Genomic DNA, 20,720 nt, shown 5'->3' on the forward strand with positions numbered 1-20,720 from the left:
TCTGGTCTAGTCACACAAATACCCGATATTATTTTCTACTGTACAAGGTGTTCCAGTTCAGGCTGTAGTTTATTCCGCAGCATAAACATCATGGCCGCACCAACGAGGAAAGCAACCGCATCTGCAATAACAAGTGACCAGACCACGCCATGGAAGCCGCTCATATGACTTGCGATGAAAAGCACAGGAATCAATGTAACTCCTTGAATAATGGACATAACAAAAGCGGCGGTTCCTTGGGCAGTTGCCTGGAAAATGCCTGTAAACAGCGTCGTCATTCCTGAGATGAACAGGGACAGAAATGTCACATGCAGAATATAGCTTCCCATTTCAATGAGCTGCGGATCACTTGTGAATAGTCCGATTAAATGATCGGAGATCAGATAAACGATGATGCCGAACCCGGCGGCTAGTACGAGAATGCTTTTAATCGTAAATCCAATGGTTTGTTTCATACGCAGCCTGTTCGCCGTAAACGTGAAAGCAATCAATGGCACAACTCCTTCACATAACCCCATCAGAATAAATTCAGGAAACTGCAGCAAACGAGATGCTATTCCGTAACCCGCTATAGCCTGATCCCCATAGTCGGCAAGAAAATGGTTCAAGAAAAGCGACATGGCCCCCAGAAAGATACTCATGTAAATACAGGCACACCAATTTTGAATACATTACTCAGGATGTCTTTGCTTGCCTTAAACCATTTCGCAGAAATGGTGAGTAAACGGCTTTTATTCCCCATATGAAAGGCATAGAATGCACTCGCAACCAGGTTGGAGATCACGGTAGCAGAGGCTACACCAATAACACCCCAGTGAAAGACGTAGATGACTACAGCATCAAGTATGATATTTACGACCACACTGAGGATCATGCCGACCATCGACGTGATGGCTGCTCCTTCGGAACGTACGATATTTTCCAGTGTGAAAAACAGGATTACAAATGGCGAGCCAATCAACATAACGGTGACATACTCTTTTGTGAATCCAAATGATTCTGTTGTTGCACCAAGACCATGAACGATGGGATCGATCAACGGAAGACCGATGGCCATGACCAGCAAACCGAGAGCTAAACTGCTGTAGAACGCAAAGGAAGACACATGTTTTACGTCATCATATTTCTGCTCGCCCAGCAAACGGGAAATAAAGGTACCACTGCCTATGCCAATCAAGTTACCTAACGCCATGATAGCGGCAAACAAAGGCAAGGTTAGCGCAAGAGCGGTTAACATCGCTGTGTTGCCCAGCGTACCGAGAAAATAGGCGTTCAAGATGGAGTATATGACGTTCATTGACGTGCCGAGCATCATGGGGATGGCAAAGTGAGCTACGGCTTTGGTGATTGGAGCCTTTTCAAAATAATGGAGGTTTTCTGCATCCATGTGGTTCACTACCTTTTCATGTAATTTGGTATTGTTGACAATCTAACACTGTTAGTTTGTGCCTTACAGTGTAAGATGATATCATGAGCTTATGAACCTGTAAAGAGAAACTTACACTGTTAGATAAAAGGGCGGATACAATGAAAAAACAACAGCCACAAATCTCGGAAGACAAAATATTGGAAGCCTCGTGGGGGCTTCTGGGCGAAGAGGGTATCGAGAAATTCAGCATGAGACGATTAGCCGATCGTCTGGGGATTCAGGCGCCTTCTATTTACTGGTATTTCAAGAGCAAGCAGAATCTCTATCAACGACTGGCTAACCAGATATCGAAAATCATTCTGGAGGAATTCAATTCGGAGGGGAATTGGAAAGAGCAGTTGGAGGAATTAGCCATAACCATTCGAAGTGTATTGAGTCGTTATCCCTGCTCGACGCAGCTCATGATGATGACGCTGCCCCATGAGCCTGACATGATCCGATTCACCAACCGTATGTTGCTTTGCGTAGAATCGACCCCACTTGAGCAGGAGCAGAAATTGCAAGCCGTTATCACGCTTACAAACTATGTGTTCTATTTCGTTTTGGATGATTATCAACATCAGCGAAATATCACCGTGATGCTGGAGGATGAGGGAGTGGCTCCGGGCGGGCAGATGAACGAACTTCTGGACTCCATGACAGAGGCAGAAGCGGGACTGTTCCGAGGAATGTACAAAAGTGGGCTTTTTGAGGTAATGGGGACCGATCAGGCTTTTGAATTTGGTTTGAAGCTGATTCTGATGGGGATTGAGCAGGTTATCAACGAGCATGAGAAGTAAATCGATATTCACTGCTCATCTAGGGATGAAGTTGCCCCGGCAAACCTTACGATGCGCTGCGCATACGTGCAACAGAATAGAGACAGTGATTTTGAGAGAAGTGATTGCCAAGGTACATTCCCTTGTTTGATGTAAACTGAAAAGCTGATGCGGATGACAAGGCCGTATCAGCTTTATTCATGTTGAACACACGCAAATTCCAATTCTCTTATGTGTGTCCTCAACGAATCGTTAACAGTCGTATCCCGTTTCAACTTACCGTTTAATGCCCTTTTCGTGGACGAAATTTTTCAGAACCGAAAAATCCTCTGTCACCTTTTTAAAAGGCAATGTTTCCAGCACTTGATCCCGGTAATTCTTCCTGGCTGCGAAACTGAGACGGGAATCAAGGATGCTGAGCACGCCAAGGTCCGTTTCGCTGCGAATCAATCGTCCTGTTCCTTGCCGTAATCGAAGAAGCATGTCCGGTACAAACACGTCCATGAACGAATTGTCCGATACAGTGGCCTTATACTCATAGATGGGGTCGGACGGAACAGGGAAGGGCAGACGAAAAACAATGACTTGTGACAGGTCAGGGCCCTCGATATTCACACCTTCCCAGAAAACGCCTGTACTAAGCAGCACACCTTTACTTCCCCGGAATTCAGCGATCACCCCATCTTGGGAAGATCCCTCCTTCTGAACATGTACCGCCCATGGATATTTACTCTTATCTGAGATCAACTTCTGATGAATATACTTCATGTCTTCCTTGGCAGAAAAAAGGACCAGTGTTCTACCTTGGGTTAAATTACAGAGTTGAATCATTTCGTGGTAGGCTGCTTCAAGATATAGCTCTCGCTGATCGTAATGATAAGTTGGAACCTTGTTTGAGATGTACATCATGGCATGGTTCGTGTAATCAAATGGAGAGGGTTTGCGGTCCATAAAATCGCCCCTGTAACCAAGCGATTGTGTTAAATAAGAATATTGTTCCTCCAGCGTATCTCCGCCTTGACACATCGTGGCCGACGTGAGAATCACAGAATTCTTGCCGTTAAATAACGTATGTTTCAGAAACTGGCTTATATCTTTGGGACAGATGCTGATTGTGGTTGCCCGAAGTGTTCTACTTGCCCAACTAAGATGATTATCATCTGTGTTAGCCAAAACATCCATGAGAGATATAAGCCCGTTCATTGCTTCATAAACTTCGTCAATCTCCCGCTCGTTGCGGGAGGTCAGAACCGATAAGCGAAGACTAAGGTCCTTCAAATGTTGAGAGACTTGGCGAAATGGTATGCCTTGCATCTCAGAAATCTTGATACGGTCACTATCCTGTTTGGCCTCTTGGAGCAGGTCAGCGTCGATTTGTTTGAAAATATGCTGAGCACATCTTTTGATGAATTTGGATTGGGAAAGAAGGCTCTTATCCATGGACTGCTTCATGAGCAATTGCACCGCGTCGTCCAGCGTACGGCAGATGCCTCTTAACGTGAACTCGAGCGTTCTTGCGTCCCTAACTTTGGCCTCCAGATTATGGGCTTCATCAATGATGATTAGAGCCGGACGTTCTGTAATGATGCCCCTTGTTCCTTCTTTTTTCTTCATCAAGTCCCGGATGAGCAGATCCTGATTCACAATAATAAAATCAATCTCGCTTGGCCTTGCATTAATTTTGGCTCTCATTTCGTAAAACAAGCATCCATTTTTATGATGACAACGTTCGAATTGGCAATCATTGACGGACACGTTAGACCATTCGGCATCACTAATTCCACCTTCAATGTCTGCTCTTTCATCAATTTCGTAATTGATTACTCGCTGGGCAAGGGTAGACAACGGGGAATTGGGATTATCTGGTTTGAACAACTCCGCAGCCCTGTTTCGGCAAGCATACTGGCCCATGCCTTTCCCTACGACAGAGCGAACTGTAGTGAAGCCGAGCCGGCTGCCGATGACGCGAAGATCCTTATGTATCTGTTCCGAAAGCTGAATGGAGGATGTGGCAATAATAATGGGCTGTTGTGAAACCTGATTAATGAGCAGACTGGGGATGAGGTATCCAAAAGACTTGCCGATACCGACGCCGGCTTCAATCATGGCATTACGCCCGTTAACATAGGCATCCGTTATATCCAGAGACATATCCTGCTGCCCAATCCGTTCGCGAAGGCCCATTCGGGGAAAACGGTCATACACCCGAAAGATGCCTTCAACGAGCGAGCGTTCGAGATCCTTTTTCGGTTTGCGTTTCTGTGATCTAGAGAGTTCATTTAACCAATTCAAGTCAATCACCTCACTTCCAATGTAAAATCTTCCTCTTTGGCTATTTTTAGTGAAACTCTAATTATCTTAGATGCATGATTCACAGTCAAGTGTACATAAGCGATGATCAAGCCCGTGGCTATTAAACGCAACAAAATGGATATCATAGCGTCTATTTATCTTACATAGAACAGCAACAGGAGTGAAACAAATGCAGCTAAAAATGATAGGCATATTCGGCGCCGTTCTCGGCTCTATGCTCATATGGGCGGGAAATGCAGCCGCGGAAGAGCGTTTTAACGACCTACAGTATTCGAAGTGGGCAGAAGACGGTATTGAATATATGGCGAAGCGGGGAACTGTCGCAGGGTATGGAGATGGAAAATTTAAACCCGCAGGGCTTGTCACAAGAGCACAGGCTGTCACCTTTCTGGTGCGTGAGCTATATCCGGAACAGCTTGAGAAGCCCGCTGAAGGTACGACCTACTCCGATGTTCCAAAGACACATGCCTTTAATAAAGAAATTGCGATAGCTTCTAAAAATGGACTTGCCAGCGGATTCCCGGATGGTTCCTTCCGTCCGGATACACCGCTTAGCCGTGCTGAAACTGCAGCTTTCTTAACACGCGCATATTCTCTATCGGAAGGCAAGCAAACCACCAATTGGTCCGATACGGTAAACCATTGGGCAGCAGCGCCCATTCTCGTCATGAGCTCCAATGGTTTGGTCGGCGGATATTCAGATGGCACCTACCGTCCGAATCAAACGGTCACGCGAGCAGAATATGCCGTATTTATGTCACGATTGATTCAGTTCGAACGCCAGGCAGCCATTCAGGCACGGGATTGGGACAAGTTGATTTCTTATATGACCGTGAGTGAGCAGGTCGGTCAGATGCTTATGCCTGACATTCGGCAGTGGAACGGTAAAGTGACCACGACAGTCAATGAAGGGTTGAAAAGCAGCATCCATAATCAGGATCTGGGTGGCTTAATCCTTTTTGATAAAAATATTGTAGATACTCGGCAGGTCACAACATTGACGCACAATCTGCAAATGGAAGCAGGAGACATTCCGATGTTTCTTGGCATTGACCAGGAGGGAGGCGTTATTAAACGAATCCCTGGCGGTACCAATTTGCCGGGTCAAATGGCTCTAGGCGCAACCGGCGCTTCAGCCCTGGCTGAAGCGGCCGGACAGCTGACGGGAGAAGAGCTGAAAGCACTGGGACTGAATATCAACTTTGCACCAGTACTCGATATTAACAGTAATCCGGACAACCCAATCATCGGTATGCGATCATTCAGTTCAGATGCAGATCTGGTCACCAGACTTGGTCTCGCAACGATAAAGGGGCTGCATCAATCGGGCGTCATTGCGGCAGTTAAACACTTTCCAGGACATGGAGACACGACGGTGGACTCCCACCTCGGATTGCCGGTACTGACGCATAACCGCGAGCGGCTCGATTCGGTGGAGCTGAAACCTTTTCAGGCTGCAATCGAGAACGGGGTGGAGATGATCATGACTGCACACATTGCTTTTCCTGCCATAGACAACGAACAGGTCACTTCGCTGAAAGACGGACAGCGCGTGCCTGTTCCTGCCACGTTATCCAAAAAGGTATTGAATGGTCTGCTTCGGGAAGAGCTGGGGTATGAGGGGCTCATCATTTCAGATGCGTTCACCATGGATGGGATAGCGGAGCATTTTGGCGAAGACCAGGCGGTAGAACGTGCGGTCAACGCGGGAGTGGATATCATCCTAATGCCGCAGGATTCTGCAGCTGCTCATCAAACACTGGTAAACGCGGTGAAGAACGGAACGATTCCGACTGAAACCATACATGCGTCCGTTGAGCGCATTTTGGAACTGAAAGCAAAATATGGCTTGTTTGAACGCAGTAAAAGCCTTACGTCTAAACTAGCCGAGCTTAACCAAGTGATCGGTTCACAGGGACATCGCGAGGTGGAGCGGGAAATCGCAGAGCGAGCAGTCACCCTGTTGGCCAGCCGAGACGGTAAACGCCCGGATTCATTGCAACAAGGAGATCGGGTCGTAATTGTTGCAGCAGAGGAAGAGCAAGCCAAACAGCTTGAAATACAATTGAAGCAGGCATCAACTAACCTGTCGTTAAAGACGGACATTGCCCTAATTGGACAAACCCAAACGAAAGAGACGGTTGCCAAAGCCGATTATGTCATCCTGGCTTCCTACCAGTTCCGTAACGTGGCCAGCCAGTTTGGATGGAGCGCTTATCAAGCCTTAATTAATGAGATGAACAACCGAAATCAACGCTACACACTGTTGTCGCTCGGCAACCCTTATGAAACGATATATCTGAAGAACATTCGCTCAGGACTTGCTGTTTATGGCAAACAGGAGGCCAATACAGAAGCCGGAATCAATGTACTGCTTGGCCATCAAGAAGCTACCGGCAAGTTGCCAGTGAAAACGAATTAAAGCAAAGAAAGTATGTGTTTTTTTAATGGTTGGATAATAATGACATTGACATCTGTGGCGTTTTCCAAAATAATAGAACGTAATTGAATACTGGTACCTTTAATTCAGTCCAGAGAGGCTGGCAAGGGCAGCGGATTTTTATAATCACGCGTGAAACAGGGCATATTCCGTTCAGGGATGCTCTGCGTCTTCGCGCGGGTTATGATGCAAAAAAGAGGCTACTTGTCAGTTTACGACCTGATGAGTAGCCTCTTTTTTCTGCTTTTTGGTATCAGGACACTTTAAGTTGGGGGTATTCTGATGAGCAAACAAGATCAAGAATTTTCATGGCAGGCAGTGCCAAAAACGCAGAGAAACCATTTTTGGAAGACGTTGTCCGTTATGCTGGGGTTCACGTTCTTCTCAGCAAGCATGCTGGCAGGAGGGACGCTTGGGGTCAGCTTAACGTTTATGGAGTTCATTGGTATCGTACTTGCGGGTAATTTGGTCCTCGGGATCTACACGGGAGCACTGGCACATATCGCGGCAAAGACAGGCTTATCCACACATTTGCTGGCTAAATATGCATTCGGTGAGAAAGGTTCGTATCTGCCTTCGTTCCTGCTCGGCTTCACGCAGGTTGGATGGTTCGGTGTCGGCGTAGCGATGTTCGCGATTCCCGTCGCTAAAGCGATGGATTGGAATGTGTATCTGTTAATCTTTGTGTTTGGTCTCGCCATGACGGCATCTGCAATCTTCGGTATGAAGTCACTTGTCATTTTGGGTTATATTGCAGTTCCGGCCATTGCCATTCTCGGGAGTTACTCCATGTTCGAAGGTGCAGACACGCTGGGCGGTCTGCAAGGATTGTTTGATTACACGCCGGCACAGTCGCTCACTGCAGCTGCCGCACTAACCATTTGTATCGGATCATTTATCAGCGGTGGAACGTTAACGCCAGACTTTGCCCGCTTTGCCCGTACGTCTCGCCAGGCAGTCATCGCAACAGTCATTGCATTCTTCCTGGGTAACTCGCTCATGTTCCTGTTCGGTGCAGTCGGCGCCATGGCGTATAACCTGGCAGATATTTCGGAAGTCATGTTCCTGCAAGGTTTGATCATTCCTGCGATCATCGTTCTGGGGTTGAATATCTGGACAACGAACGACAATGCTCTCTATGCATCGGGACTTGGTTTTGCCAACATCACTAAAATTTCGAAGAAATTCTTCGTCATCGTTAACGGCATCGTGGGTACCATCTTCGCGATGTGGATGTACAACAACTTCGTTGGTTTCCTGAACGTACTCGGCGCAGCCGTACCGTCCATCGGGGCCATTATCATTGCAGATTACTTCTTCGTGAAGCGCAGAAATTATAAACCGTTTGCCGAGATGACTTTTAAAACGGTAAACTGGATAGCGATGGCGGCTTGGGCGATCGGTGTGGCTTTCGCTCAACTTGCACCAGGAGTAACGCCGTTGAATGCACTTCTTGGTACAGCAGTAGCCTACATTGTACTTATGCTGATCCTATCTGCGAAAGAATCCAAAGAAAAGGGGAAAATAAATGATTATACAGAACGCGAAATTGCGGGGTAAAGAAGGTCTATGGAATATCGTCGTAAAGGACGGGAAGTTCGAACAAATCACGCAGGAGCCAGCTGCTGCTGCCAATGAGGAGGTATTCGACGTGGGTGGTTCGCTTGTACTGCCACCGTTCATTGAGCCTCATATTCATCTGGATACAACGTTAACGGCTGGTGAGCCGGAATGGAATTTGAGCGGTACGCTGTTCGAAGGCATTCAGCGGTGGTCCGAACGCAAAGCATTTCTGACGCATGAAGACGTTAAAACACGTTCCAAAACGGCGCTGAAATGGCAAATGGCGCAGGGTATCCAGCATGTCCGGACACATGTGGACGTAACGGATCCAAGCTTGACGGCCGTTAAAGCGATGCTTGAAGTAAAAGAAGAGATGGCGCCTTACATTGACATCCAGCTTGTTGCTTTCCCGCAGGAAGGTATCCATTCCTATCCCAACGGTGTGGAGCTGCTTGAAGAATCGCTGAAAATGGGCGTTGACGTTGTGGGAGGTATTCCGCACTTCGAATTCACGCGAGAATACGGCGTCGATTCAATGAAGGTTGCATTTGACCTTGCGGAGAAATATGACCGTCTAATCGACATTCACTGTGATGAAATCGATGATGAGCAATCCCGTTTTGTAGAAGTCGTTGCCAAGGAAGCCTACGAACGTGGACTGGGTTCCCGTACGACAGCGAGTCATACGACGGCAATGGGCTCATACAATGATGCATATACGTACAAGCTGTTCAGATTGCTGAAAATGGCTGACCTGAACTTCGTATCCAACCCGCTGGTGAACATCCACCTGCAGGGACGCTTCGATACGTATCCGAAAAGAAGAGGACTGACTCGTGTCAAAGAGCTGCAGGAAGCAGGTCTGAACGTGTGTTTCGGTCACGATGACATCTTCGATCCGTGGTATCCGCTCGGTACAGGTAACATGCTTCAGGTCCTGCATATGGGTATCCATGCTTCCCAGCTGCTTGGTTATGATCAGATCGTGAATTCTATCGACCTGATTACCAAAAACAGTGCAAGAACGCTCCACATCGAGGATGTGTACGGCATTGAAGAAGGCAAGCCGGCCAACTTCATCGTTCTGGAAGCAGAGAATGAATATGAAGCTATCCGTAAACAAGCCGGTGTGCTCTACTCGTTCAGAGGCGGCCGCAAAATCGCGGAAACGAAACCACGGGATACGTCGATCATTCTTGATGGCGGTTTGGAGAAGGTAACATTTAATAAATAAGCAATGAGAATGAAATGAAATAGGCACATTATACATTAAGCATTTTCTAGGCATTAATCAAAAAAATCCCCTCGGGATGACAGGATCAATCAGAAATCACATCTAATCGTGAATTCTTCCTGCCACACATGAGGGGATTTTTACTGTTATTAAAGAAACAAAGTGCTTCATGATAAGACTAGTTCATTACAGCTTTTTGTAATCTCGCTACGCCTTCCTGTATTTGGGCATCCGACAAATGGGCAAATGATAAATAAATACCAACCTTTATGCCATCCGATGTTGAGCTGCTGACTTCCGAGTAGTGCACCCCTTCCGATCTGGCGGATGCCCGAAAGGCTTCATAAGCTGAAGCTTTACCTCGCCACCAACCGAATACGTGCAGACCCGCTTCATTTTCCACCCAATCAAACCATGCAGATAGCTGCTGATTCAACAGTTTGAGTAACATATGGAACTTGCGGCTGTATAGACGATTCATCCTGCGCAGATGGCGCTCATACTGACCGCTTGTCATAAATGCTGCGAGCGCCCGCTGTTCGATGAGATTGACAGGTCTTGGCTCATATAAAGCCTGGGCTTTTCTAAATATGTCTGCCAAGGTGGGAGGGAGAACCACATAACCCAGCCTTACTTCAAAAGGTAATGTTTTGGTGAAGCTTCCAAGGTAAATGACGCGCCCTTCTTTGTCGAGTGTTTTCAGAGGTTCAACATGCATGCCGCGGTATCGGAACTCACTGTCGTAATCATCCTCGACAATCATGGCATCCCGGCGATGTGCCCAGTCCAGCAGGGTTTGTCTGCGTTCAAGACTAAGCATTTCGCCTGTTGGAAATTGCCTTGACGGCGTGACAAACAACATACGTGCATCCCAGTTCTGGGGAACCAGTCCCTGACCATCGAGACTCGCTTCAATCAACTTGGCGCCTGCAGCCAGAATGGCTTGAGAAATCCCGACATAACAAGGACTTTCCGTCACGACATGATCGCCAGGGTCTGCGAGCAGCTGGGTGAGCAGCGCTATAGCCTGCATGGAACCTGCAGTAACGGCGATATGATCCGCATCTACATGAATACCCCGCATTCTCCGCAGGTAGGCCGCAATGGCTTCTCGTAATTTCGGGTCTCCTGTTGAGCTAACAGAGGCAGAAGCATGGATAACGTTCTCTTCACGATGCCGTATCTCTGCATACAATCGATTATTCCATTCATCGTAAGGGAACTTGGAAAGGTCCGGTTGGTATTTGCTGAAGTCGATAACTTGGCTGTTCTCTTTGCTGTGATCACGGGCTTGTGCCGTTTGTTGGGCGGTCTGCTGCTCAAGCTGCTGAATACGGTTTCCCCAAGCTGACAAGTGATGAGTACAGGATTTTACCTTGTACTCCTCATTGCTTAAATCCGCTTGATAAGCAACAAAGGTACCTCTTCCGTGCTCTGACTGAAGGTAACCTTGGGCCGTTAACGTATCATAGACCTGGTTCACGGTCCCTCGGGAAATGTGATATGACGCTGCTAACTCCCTTGTGGAAGGTAACTTTTCGCCGTATACGAGATCCCCATCATGAATAGCATCACGCACCGCATGATAGAGAGCCTTCATTTTGGTGTATTGTCGGTTCAAATATGAACTATACGCTAGATGAAATTGCATAGATCCTCCAATGGTTGTATAAAGTGGTTCAATACATTCAAAGTGGTACAATAAAATCCGGTGATATTGGATCTTTTTATGTATCCATTCTCATTTTATACTAATTCATAGTTTAAGGGGAAACAATAGTGGCATCGAAAAATAGATCATTTACTTTGTTGAAATAAGATGTCCTTTTTGAAAACAATCAAAAGTTAAACTGGGAGGATTACAATCATGCAAACAGGTACAGATCGTGTTAAAAGAGGAATGGCTGAAATGCAAAAAGGTGGCGTCATCATGGACGTCATGAATGCGGAACAGGCTAAAATTGCGGAAGCGGCTGGGGCAACAGCTGTAATGGCTCTTGAGCGGGTACCTTCTGATATTCGCGCAGCCGGCGGTGTAGCTCGCATGGCAGATCCAACGATCGTTGAAGAGGTTATGAAAGTGGTATCCATTCCGGTGATGGCCAAAGCGCGTATCGGTCATTACATTGAAGCCAAAGTGCTTGAATCCCTTGGCGTGGACTATCTCGATGAGAGTGAAGTACTGACACCTGCAGACGAAGTATTCCACATTGATAAACATGAGTTCACTGTACCATTTGTATGTGGAGCCAAAGATCTCGGAGAGGCTCTTCGCCGCATTGGTGAAGGCGCATCGATGATTCGTACCAAAGGTGAGCCTGGAACAGGCAATATTGTTGAAGCGGTTCGTCATATGCGTCTGATTAACAGCCAAATCCGCAAAGCCCAAAACATGTCCAAGGACGAGTTGTATGCTGAAGCGAAAAACCTGGGTGTATCTTATGAGCTTCTGCTCGAAGTACATGAGAATGGCAAGCTTCCCGTTGTTAACTTTGCTGCAGGCGGGGTAGCCACTCCGGCAGATGCAGCACTGATGATGCATTTGGGCGCAGACGGCGTATTCGTTGGATCCGGTATTTTCAAATCGGATAGCCCTGAGAAGTTCGCTCGTGCCATTGTCGAAGCGACAACGCATTACACGGATTACAAACTGATCGCAGAAGTGTCCAAAAACCTGGGTGCCCCAATGAAAGGGATCGAGATTTCCAAACTGTCTGCGGATGAGCGCATGTCCGATCGCGGTTGGTAAGAAATAAGGGACTTCGATATGAAGTAGGTAGTCAAATAGTTAGAAATAAAGCCGGTCAATGGAGTATCATTGATCGGTTTTTTTGTTATTCTTTAAGAACAATGTAGAGATGTTCCAAGAGGAAAACAATGAATGTAATGGACGTGAAACTGACCTGCACATTGATATCTTCAAAATGCTGTGTCTATAATAAGCGGTATGAAGGAAGGTGCAGACCATTCGCTATCTATATGAGTTTATTCAACATCACGACGATCTGCCTATGAAACTCTTCGTGAACTCAGTGAAACATATCGATTTCCATTGGCATAAGGAAGTGGAGGTTGTCTATGTTCTCCATGGTTCAATCAACATGTATCTGGACCAACAGCAGTATACACTGCATGAAGATGATTTGATTGTGGTAAACAGCATGTCCGTGCACAAGATGGAACGAACCAATCAGGACAACGTGTTATTAACATTGCAGTTTGGCCCGGAGTTGATGAACAATAATGCGTTTATCTCGTGTAACTCTTCCCTAAACGTGGAGCAGGACGTTCCCCGGTTGCTTAGCATCAAACAACATCTTGCGCAGATGGTGTGGGAGATCAATAAAAAAACGCCGGGGTATCAAAATTTCACCATGGGCAGATTACAGATGTTATGTGGCTTCCTGCAAAGGTATTTTTCAAATGGAACGAATCCGACGTTGGAAGAAGGAAGCAAGGATTATGATTATAAAAGGCTGAACCGGGTCCTCACATATATTGATATTCACTATAATGAGAAGATTACGCTGCAGGATATGGCACATTCCGAGCATTTAAGCTTGCATTATTTTTCCCACTTCTTTACGGACAAGATCGGGATACCTTTCCAAAAGTATCTGACCCTCATTCGTCTGGAAAAAGCCCAGGCCCAGCTGGCAACTAATGATAAAAAAATATCCGAAATCGCACTGGATTGCGGATTCGCCAACATCAAGCTGTTTAACAAATACTTTAAGGAAAAGTACGGCTGCACGCCCGGTTCCTACCGTGAAGCTTCGCGTACACCGGAGCCCCATGAGTTGAATGTGAACCGCAAGCCCAAAACGTATGAGGAATCTTCTAGCGGAGATTATTACGAGATGGAAACGTTGAACGCAATTGGCTCGCTGTATCGATATCTGGATGCCAAGGGCAACGCGGATCAGGAGATGCACCCTGTATCGTCTGCACATCAGTCAGACCAAACCAACATTGAGGTTCGTGCGGATCAGACGTCGTTCGTCTACGAAAAGCACTGGAATATCACCATGACGGCGGGGAGAGCCATCGAAGGTTTGCGTGAAGATTGGCGGAAGCAGCTGTCTGCTTTGAAAGGCAAAGTTCCTTTTCAATACATTCGATTTCACGGCATATTTAATGATGAGATGATGGTGTACAGCGAAACGGAGCAAGGTACTCCTGTCTATAACTGGTCATATGTGGACAAGTTGTATGATTTCCTGCTGGATCAGGGAGTTCGGCCATTTGTAGAATTAAGCTTTATGCCGAGCCAGCTGGCGAGATCCAAAGAAACGTTGTTTTGGTGGAGGGGGAACATTAGTCCGCCATCCGCCCCTGCCAAGTGGCAGGCACTTGTTCGCGAATTCATCAGGCACTGTTTGAATCGTTATGGGGCGGAAGAAGTGAAGAAGTGGTACTTCGAAGTATGGAACGAGCCTGATCTGGCTGGCGTTTGTTGGGCAGGAAGCAAGGAAGAATATTTCACTTTTTACGAATCGACCGCCCATGCCATCAAAACTGTATTGCCCGAGCTAAGAGTGGGAGGCCCAGCGATGGGTTATGGATCTCTTTGGAACGACACCTGGGCTGAGGAGTTTCTGTCATATTGCAGCAAGCGTGAAGTTGCTCTCGACTTCTTCTCGTTCCATATCTATTCGGAGTATCCCAAGCGGAAAGTTGAAGAGGATCGCTTAACTCAAATCATGCCGCCATCTTTCTATAAGGAAAGTATTGATCTTCTTCGGCAGAAAATGAAGGCGTCTTCGTACGGGCATGTTGAACTCCATGTCACCGAGTGGAATTTTTCGCTGTATGACCGTAACTTGCTGCACGATACCATGTTCATGGCTCCGTTCGTCATTTATCACACCATGAATACGCTAGGTGATGTGAAAGCCATGGCTTTTTGGTCTTTTACCGATGTATTCGAAGAAAGTATCGTTCCTACTTCTCCTTTCTATGGGGGCTTTGGCCTGATCAATCGCGATGGTCTGAAGAAACCTAGCTATTATGCATTTGAGCTTATGCAGAAGCTGGGTGATGAGCTGCTATTCAAGGGAGACGGTTATGTCGGAACGCGAAAAAGTGACGGAAGCATGCAATTTCTGTTCTATCATTATGTGCATGTAGATCAGCTGTTTGCGAGTGGAGATTGGTCCGAATTATCCTGTTCAACCCGTTATGACGTATTTGAGGAGAAAGGAAGCAAAGCTTTTGAACTCACGCTTAACAAGCTCCCAGGGCCTTATAAATGCACCAGTTATCAACTCGATCGGGATCATGGCTCCGTATTTGATGAGTGGACACGCATGGGTTCGCCATACGCCTTAACGGAAGAAGAGATCTCTTATCTGGAAGGTAGGAGCGGCCCTGTTATGGGGACAGAGATGATTAGGGATGAATGTTGGCGTAGAGAGATTTTGCTCCCGCCACATGGCGTAATGCTGCTCATTTTGAATAGACAATATTAAAAAAATTATCTTTAAGGCATCCTTTCGTCTATGGAGGGATGTTTTTTGTTGTTTATTTCTTGTACAGGCAGGCAAGCTAGAACGTAGGACTAGAAATGGGCAAAAAACGAACCATCAAGTGGCAAGTTCCAACAAGAAAGCGTTCACACGAATCGATATACTATGGTTGTGGCAGCTAAGAGGAAGACAGGGGGAGTTTGGATGAAGCGGTTCATGAAATGGATGACAGATTCGTTTGCGCCAAGATTGGAGGCGTTTACGAATAATATTTGGGTTTCTTCGATTCAGGAAGCCATTATGGTCGCCATTCCGATGATATTCATCGGTTCGATAATTACATTGATTTCAATTTTGCAGGACTTTATTCCGGGTATGCCGGACCTGACACCAATCACGACATTCAGTTTCGGTTTGCTTGGGTTGTTTATTGCTTTTTTGACGCCTTATGTGGTGATGGAAAAAAAGGAGCGGCACAAAATCAAGCTGCTGGCGGGAATGACGGGGGTATCCCTGTTCGCTATGCTGCTTAACCCGACAATAAACGAAGATGGTACCATTCAGTTCATCCTTGAACGATTTGGGCCATCGGGAATGATCACAGCACTCTTGGTGGGTGTATTCGTTGCTCTTGTGATGATCATGTGCAACAAATTTTCGTTCTTCAAAAAGGGGTCTTCACTTCCCGAATTCATTATGGACTGGTTCGACTTTCTCGTACCGATCGCCCTGATATTAACAACAGGATGGGTTCTCGTATATCAGCTTCATTTTGATATTTTTGGTCTGATTGTAAACGTATTTGAGCCGATCAATGCTGTGGGACAAAGTTTAACTGGATTTTTATTATTTAATTTTATCGGCGTAGTGCTCTATTCCTTCGGCGTGAGCCCATGGGTCATGACACCAATCTGGTACGCGATCTGGATACCTGCAATTGAACAGAATGCTTCTCTCGTTGCAGCCGGACAAGATCCGGTCAATATCAACACATTTGAAACCTTCTTCTCTGGATGGCTTGGTATTGGGGGGATGGGAGCGACCTTGCCGTTAGTGGTCTGGTTCCTGATGGCTCGATCGAAAAAACTGAAATCTGTCGGTAAAGCGACAATCATTCCGTCCTTGTTCAACATCAATGAACCCGTTGTGTACGGAGCGCCGATTGCCTTTAATCCGCTGCTCATGGTGCCCATGTGGATCAACGCGCTTATCACGCCGGTGATTGTATACTTCGCTCTCGACTGGGGTTGGGTGCGGATTCCAAGCCAGATCTTCCAGCTATGGTACACGCCAATTGGCCTGTCCACCTATATTATGTCTGGTTATAACGGTCTTATTTTGCTGGCTGTGGTTCTAATCATTGTATTTGTTGTATGGTTTCCGTTTTTCAAACTGTATGATGCACAGGAACTGAAGAAAGAACAGGAACAAAATTAAATAAAAAGGGTGAGTACCATGAATAAATCGATTAATGAATTGCTGTCGGCAATGACGCTTGCTGAGAAAGCGTCACTCTGCGCGGGTTTAAATATGTGGATGACGAAGGGGATCGAGCGGTTGAACATTCCGCCCGTTCATATGTACGATGGCACAAACGGCATCCGTAAAACGAACAGTGATGAGGAAATGGGCATCACAACGGAAAATGTACCTGCAACCTGTTACCCTACGGGTTCAGCCATCGGTTCTTCGTGGAACACGGAATTGCTGCATGAGGTCGGTGTGGCTCTAGGACGGGAATCGAAAGCCATGGATGTAGAACTGCTGCTTGGACCGGGTGTGAATATGAAAAGGACACCGCTTGGCGGGAGAAATTTCGAATACTATTCGGAAGACCCATGCTTGACGGGTGAGCTTGGTGCGGCGTTTATTAATGGGATCCAAAGCGAAGGTGTGGGTGCTTCTGTCAAACACTTTGCGGGAAACAACCAGGAGTTTGAGAAAATGGTGACCAGTTCGGAAATCGACGAGCGGACACTTCGTGAAATTTACCTGAGCGCCTTTGAACGAATTATTAAGAAATCCGACCCTTGGACGGTTATGTGTTCTTATAACTTATTGAATGGAACGTACACGAGTGAAAACGAACATTTGCTGCATGACATTTTGAGAGAAGAATGGGGTTATGAAGGCGTTGTACTATCCGACTGGACAGCTGTCAATGATCGCATACGCGGACTGAAGGCTGGACTTGATCTGGAGATGCCAGGTCCTGCTCATTACAATGCCAAAGCCATTGTTGAGGCGATTCAGAACGGAAGCCTTTCCGAAGAACAATTGGATCGAAGCGTGGGCCGTATTTTGAAGCTGGTCGAGCGGGTAACGGGCAACAAAGACGCGGGGTCTTCTGAAGGTGCGGATTACCACGCACTTGCTCGTAAAGCGGCAGCCGAAAGTATTGTACTTCTGAAAAATGAGAACGCGATTCTTCCGCTGCAGCCGGAATCATTGGGGTCCATTGCGGTAATTGGGCGCTTTGCCAAGAAACCTCGAATTCAGGGGGCAGGCAGTGCGAAGGTAACACCGACAAGAGTCGACATTCCGTGGGACGAGATAAAGAATCTGGCCGGCGAGAATATTACTGTGGGATATTCAGAAGGATACCCGGAGGATGACTCCATTCACGATGAGTTAATTCAGGAGAGCGTTACATTAGCCAAGAATTCTGATGTCGCTGTACTGTTTGTTGGCCAGCCGGAATATGCCGAATCGGAGATGCGTGATCTGCAAGGCATTGACCTTCCCGAGCATCAAGTGAAATTGATAATGGCGGTAGCCGCGGTTCAGCCCAAGTGCATAGTCGTAACCAGCAGCGGCACCGCACTCGCCATGCGTCCATGGGTACAGCATGTACCTGGTGTGATTCACTCGTGGTTGTCGGGTCAAGGCATGGGTAAAGTGGTTGCAGATGTATTATTCGGACACACGAATCCATCGGGTAAGCTGTCGGAGACCTTCCCTGTGAAGCTATCGGACAACCCGTCCCATATGCGGATTCGCGGAGAGAATGGCATGCTGTATTATCGTGAAGGTCTTTTTGTAGGATATCGATACTATGACCGGAAAGAACTGGATCCTCAATTCCCGTTTGGGCACGGATTGTCCTATACATCCTTCTCGTATTCGGATCTGGAAGTGGCTCAGACAAACACTGGCGTCACGGTTTCTTTCCAGTTAAAAAACACAGGTAAGCGCAAAGGGAAAGAAGTTGTTCAATTGTACGTACACGATGAAGATTGCACATGGACCCGTCCGGAGAAAGAGTTAAAAGCCTTTGTCAAAATCGAACTGGAGCCCGGTGAGAAACGCAAGATTACCTTTGAACTGGAAGAGAGAGATTTTTCGTACTATAACACCAAGTATAACCGCTGGGTAGCAGAGACCGGATACTTCCAAATTTCGCTGGGCAGCTCGTCCAAAGACATCCGAATCACGGAGCGTCTCCACTGTGACTTTGGAAAGGAAGAGATTACGTTCCACAAATTCAGTCTTCTGAGCGAATGGATGAGTGATCCGGCAGCGAAAGCAGAATTGGAAAAATGCCTGAATGACATGAACGAACATGTTACAGATAAGGTATATCTTAACGAGGAATTTGTAGGATTCTGGGAAGACTTCCCTATGATCAAAGTATTCCAAATGTTCGGTCAACAATGGATGAATGAGCGTTCGCCTGATGAGGTTATTCATGAACTTATTGCCAGGGTTAACCAGGCACGAAAATAATAGATAAGGTAAAGAAAAACCAAGTTCGATCCCGTACAGAGGAGATGAACTTGGTTTTTCTATCGTTCCGGGACAGTTTTACAAGCAGCCGAATGCTATGCAGAGCTTGCTCGATTCACGATGTAAATGCCAATCGACACGAATAGGAGGGCAATCAGATTTTTCAGTTCCATAATGCTTTCGCCCAAAAATACAGCAGATAGTAATGCGCCAAATACAGGGATAAGGAAGTTGTATACAGACACTTTTCCTACTTTGTTGTATTTAAGAAGCATATTCCATAGACAAAATGCCGCGGATGACAGCAGTACTAGATAAACTAAGTTACTGGTGGATTCCAGGGTGAAGTGTGTAACCCGTCCGCCGAGCAGCAGACCCAGCAGAGCAAGCGTTAATCCGCCGACAAACAGGCTGAAACCCGTGACGACCAATACATCCATGGAAGAGGTTAAATGCTTCGCGTAGATGGCCGTAATGGAAAATATAAAAGCAGCTGCAATGACGAAGCCTTCACCTGTAAACGAAACGGAAAATGAAAGTAGATCGGTATTGAAATTCACAATAATGACTCCGATAAATCCCAGCACGCAGCCAATCACTTTTTTATTGCTTAGCTTGTCATTTTGATACAGGAAATGGGCTAGCACCACACTGAAAAAGGTAGCTGTTGCGTTCACAATGGAGCCTTTAACACCGGTCGTATTCGATACACCTATATAAAAAAACATATACTGCAGGCCTGTTTGCATGATTCCCAGCATGGAGAGACTGGTCCATTGCCGTCCAGATAGAGCGAACTTCCGTTTTCCAATCAGTCGGTACAGGATCAGAAGTAGCAAGCCTGCGAGTATAAATCGATACCCTGCAAATACAAACTTGGAAGCAATATCTTCAGGCATGATGTTAAAAGCGATATACCCTAGTTTTATAGAAGGGAAAGCACTTCCCCATAACAAGCAGCATAGGCTTGCGATTAGGGTTACAACTAGTGGATCTGTAAATCGGTGTGGTTTCTTCATTCCTTGACTTTCATTCACGTGTAATCTTCTCCTCAATATGTAGTGCGTGTGTTATGTAACAAATACATTCTAGAACATATCACATTTCCCGCGGCTTGTATCCAAAAGTTGAATGGACTAAGCACTAAGGAAAATGAATATGTGCTTTATGCAGGAAGCTGTATGAAGGATGTGGAAGTTATATACAGATTTACTGTAGAGGAGGTGGTTAGATGGTCTTTCCAACGCATATCGTATCGGCAGGTGGAATTGTAGAAGACGGACATGGAAATATCCTGTTAGTAAAAGCCCATGACGATGGCTGGGTGTACCCAGGCGGGATTACTGAAGTAGGAGAAAACCTGATTGATGGCGTGATCCGTGAGATCAAGGAAGAAAGCGGGATTGACGCCAGTGTTAGTCATTTGATTAGTGTTGTCTCGAATACAGCAGTACATAAGTGGTATGACGGTGTGACGGATGTTCCGACAAAAGTCATGTTTGATTTTGTGTGCAAATTAGAAGGTGGAGAATTAGCTGCATCTGAGGAAACGAGCGAGTGCAGGTGGGTTCCAAAGGAACAGGTGCTGGATTATATTACACTACCAGCAATCCGCATGCGTTATGAAGCGTATCTGAACTTTCAAGGTTCAGTGAATTACGTGGAGTATGTCACTGAGACAACATCGGAGTGTAACACCAAGCTTCATCGACATGTTTAGCTGTACGGGTGCTTGCAGTTAAATAAAGTTATGTGCAGATGCTTAAGCGTCAATGGGTTGAACAGCTTT

General features: G+C 46.4%; 12 protein-coding genes and 1 pseudogene. 9 read left to right on the forward strand and 4 right to left on the reverse strand.

The features are described 5' to 3' along the window. Positions 1 to 35 precede the first annotated feature (35 nt). Positions 36 to 1,387 (reverse strand): annotated as a pseudogene (locus tag CHI14_RS00900) (MATE family efflux transporter). Between the two features lie 140 nt (positions 1,388 to 1,527). On the opposite strand from CHI14_RS00900, the gene CHI14_RS00905 reads away from it, so the two are divergent. Next, positions 1,528 to 2,208 (forward strand): TetR/AcrR family transcriptional regulator, encoded by a 681-nt coding sequence (locus CHI14_RS00905; RefSeq protein ID WP_095286533.1) that lies wholly within the window; start codon positions 1,528 to 1,530, stop codon positions 2,206 to 2,208. Between the two features lie 255 nt (positions 2,209 to 2,463). Here the strand turns inward: CHI14_RS00905 and CHI14_RS00910 are convergent, their stop codons facing one another. Next, positions 2,464 to 4,488, reverse strand: coding sequence for an ATP-dependent DNA helicase (locus tag CHI14_RS00910; RefSeq protein ID WP_481856373.1), 2,025 nt, complete (start codon positions 4,486 to 4,488; stop codon positions 2,464 to 2,466). A 181-nt stretch (positions 4,489 to 4,669) separates the two neighbouring features. Between CHI14_RS00910 and CHI14_RS00915 the strand changes: the two genes are divergently transcribed. The 3 genes from CHI14_RS00915 to CHI14_RS00925 all read left to right on the forward strand — a co-directional run bounded on the left by CHI14_RS00915 (position 4,670) and on the right by CHI14_RS00925 (position 9,737). Then, on the forward strand, positions 4,670 to 6,922 hold the full coding sequence (locus tag CHI14_RS00915; protein ID WP_095286535.1) for a glycoside hydrolase family 3 N-terminal domain-containing protein: 2,253 nt from the start codon (positions 4,670 to 4,672) through the stop codon (positions 6,920 to 6,922). A 300-nt stretch (positions 6,923 to 7,222) separates the two neighbouring features. Beyond that, positions 7,223 to 8,500, forward strand: coding sequence for a cytosine permease (gene codB / locus CHI14_RS00920; RefSeq protein ID WP_095286536.1), 1,278 nt, complete (start codon positions 7,223 to 7,225; stop codon positions 8,498 to 8,500). After that, complete coding sequence (locus CHI14_RS00925) at positions 8,469 to 9,737, forward strand: cytosine deaminase (RefSeq protein ID WP_095286537.1); 1,269 nt, start codon at positions 8,469 to 8,471, stop codon at positions 9,735 to 9,737. Before codB ends, CHI14_RS00925 begins: the two co-directional genes overlap by 32 nt. 178 nt (positions 9,738 to 9,915) lie before the next feature. On the opposite strand, the gene pdxR is transcribed toward CHI14_RS00925, so the two are convergent. Next, positions 9,916 to 11,388, reverse strand: a complete 1,473-nt coding sequence (gene pdxR / locus CHI14_RS00930) for a MocR-like pyridoxine biosynthesis transcription factor PdxR (protein WP_095286538.1) — start codon at positions 11,386 to 11,388, stop codon at positions 9,916 to 9,918. 213 nt (positions 11,389 to 11,601) lie between these two features. On the opposite strand from pdxR, the gene pdxS reads away from it, so the two are divergent. The 4 genes from pdxS (at position 11,602) to CHI14_RS00950 (ending at position 18,931) form a co-directional block, all read left to right on the forward strand. Next, on the forward strand, positions 11,602 to 12,486 hold the full coding sequence (pdxS, locus tag CHI14_RS00935) for a pyridoxal 5'-phosphate synthase lyase subunit PdxS (RefSeq protein ID WP_212676968.1): 885 nt from the start codon (positions 11,602 to 11,604) through the stop codon (positions 12,484 to 12,486). Between the two features lie 262 nt (positions 12,487 to 12,748). After that, positions 12,749 to 15,208 carry a GH39 family glycosyl hydrolase gene (locus CHI14_RS00940; RefSeq protein WP_283163783.1) on the forward strand — a complete coding sequence of 820 codons (2,460 nt, stop codon included), beginning with the start codon at positions 12,749 to 12,751 and terminating at the stop codon, positions 15,206 to 15,208. Positions 15,209 to 15,409: 201 nt separating this feature from the next. After that, positions 15,410 to 16,642 (forward strand): PTS sugar transporter subunit IIC, encoded by a 1,233-nt coding sequence (locus tag CHI14_RS00945; protein ID WP_095286540.1) that lies wholly within the window; start codon positions 15,410 to 15,412, stop codon positions 16,640 to 16,642. An 18-nt stretch (positions 16,643 to 16,660) separates the two neighbouring features. Beyond that, on the forward strand, positions 16,661 to 18,931 hold the full coding sequence (locus CHI14_RS00950; protein ID WP_095286541.1) for a beta-glucosidase family protein: 2,271 nt from the start codon (positions 16,661 to 16,663) through the stop codon (positions 18,929 to 18,931). A gap of 95 nt (positions 18,932 to 19,026) precedes the next feature. Here the strand turns inward: CHI14_RS00950 and CHI14_RS00955 are convergent, their stop codons facing one another. Further along, entirely contained in the window at positions 19,027 to 19,968 is a 942-nt protein-coding gene (locus tag CHI14_RS00955) for a DMT family transporter (protein ID WP_249280947.1), read from the reverse strand. A gap of 194 nt (positions 19,969 to 20,162) precedes the next feature. On the opposite strand from CHI14_RS00955, the gene CHI14_RS00960 reads away from it, so the two are divergent. Next, positions 20,163 to 20,651, forward strand: coding sequence for an NUDIX hydrolase (locus tag CHI14_RS00960; RefSeq protein WP_095286542.1), 489 nt, complete (start codon positions 20,163 to 20,165; stop codon positions 20,649 to 20,651). The last annotated feature ends 69 nt before the right edge of the window (positions 20,652 to 20,720 follow it).

Origin of the sequence: Paenibacillus sp. 7516 (assembly GCF_002272715.1) — a bacterium.
Classification (GTDB): Bacteria; Bacillota; Bacilli; order Paenibacillales; family Paenibacillaceae; genus Paenibacillus; species Paenibacillus illinoisensis_A.

Bases quoted from the DNA above. Each gene is read 5' to 3' on its own strand.
- CHI14_RS00905 (WP_095286533.1), top strand. From the start codon at position 1,528: ATGAAAAAACAACAGCCACAAATCTCGGAAGACAAAATATTGGAAGCC.
- CHI14_RS00915 (WP_095286535.1), top strand. From the start codon at position 4,670: ATGCAGCTAAAAATGATAGGCATATTCGGCGCCGTTCTCGGCTCTATG.
- codB (WP_095286536.1), top strand. From the start codon at position 7,223: ATGAGCAAACAAGATCAAGAATTTTCATGGCAGGCAGTGCCAAAAACG.
- CHI14_RS00925 (WP_095286537.1), top strand. From the start codon at position 8,469: ATGATTATACAGAACGCGAAATTGCGGGGTAAAGAAGGTCTATGGAAT.
- pdxR (WP_095286538.1), bottom strand. From the start codon at position 11,388: ATGCAATTTCATCTAGCGTATAGTTCATATTTGAACCGACAATACACC.
- CHI14_RS00940 (WP_283163783.1), top strand. From the start codon at position 12,749: ATGAAACTCTTCGTGAACTCAGTGAAACATATCGATTTCCATTGGCAT.
- CHI14_RS00945 (WP_095286540.1), top strand. From the start codon at position 15,410: ATGAAGCGGTTCATGAAATGGATGACAGATTCGTTTGCGCCAAGATTG.
- CHI14_RS00950 (WP_095286541.1), top strand. From the start codon at position 16,661: ATGAATAAATCGATTAATGAATTGCTGTCGGCAATGACGCTTGCTGAG.
- CHI14_RS00960 (WP_095286542.1), top strand. From the start codon at position 20,163: ATGGTCTTTCCAACGCATATCGTATCGGCAGGTGGAATTGTAGAAGAC.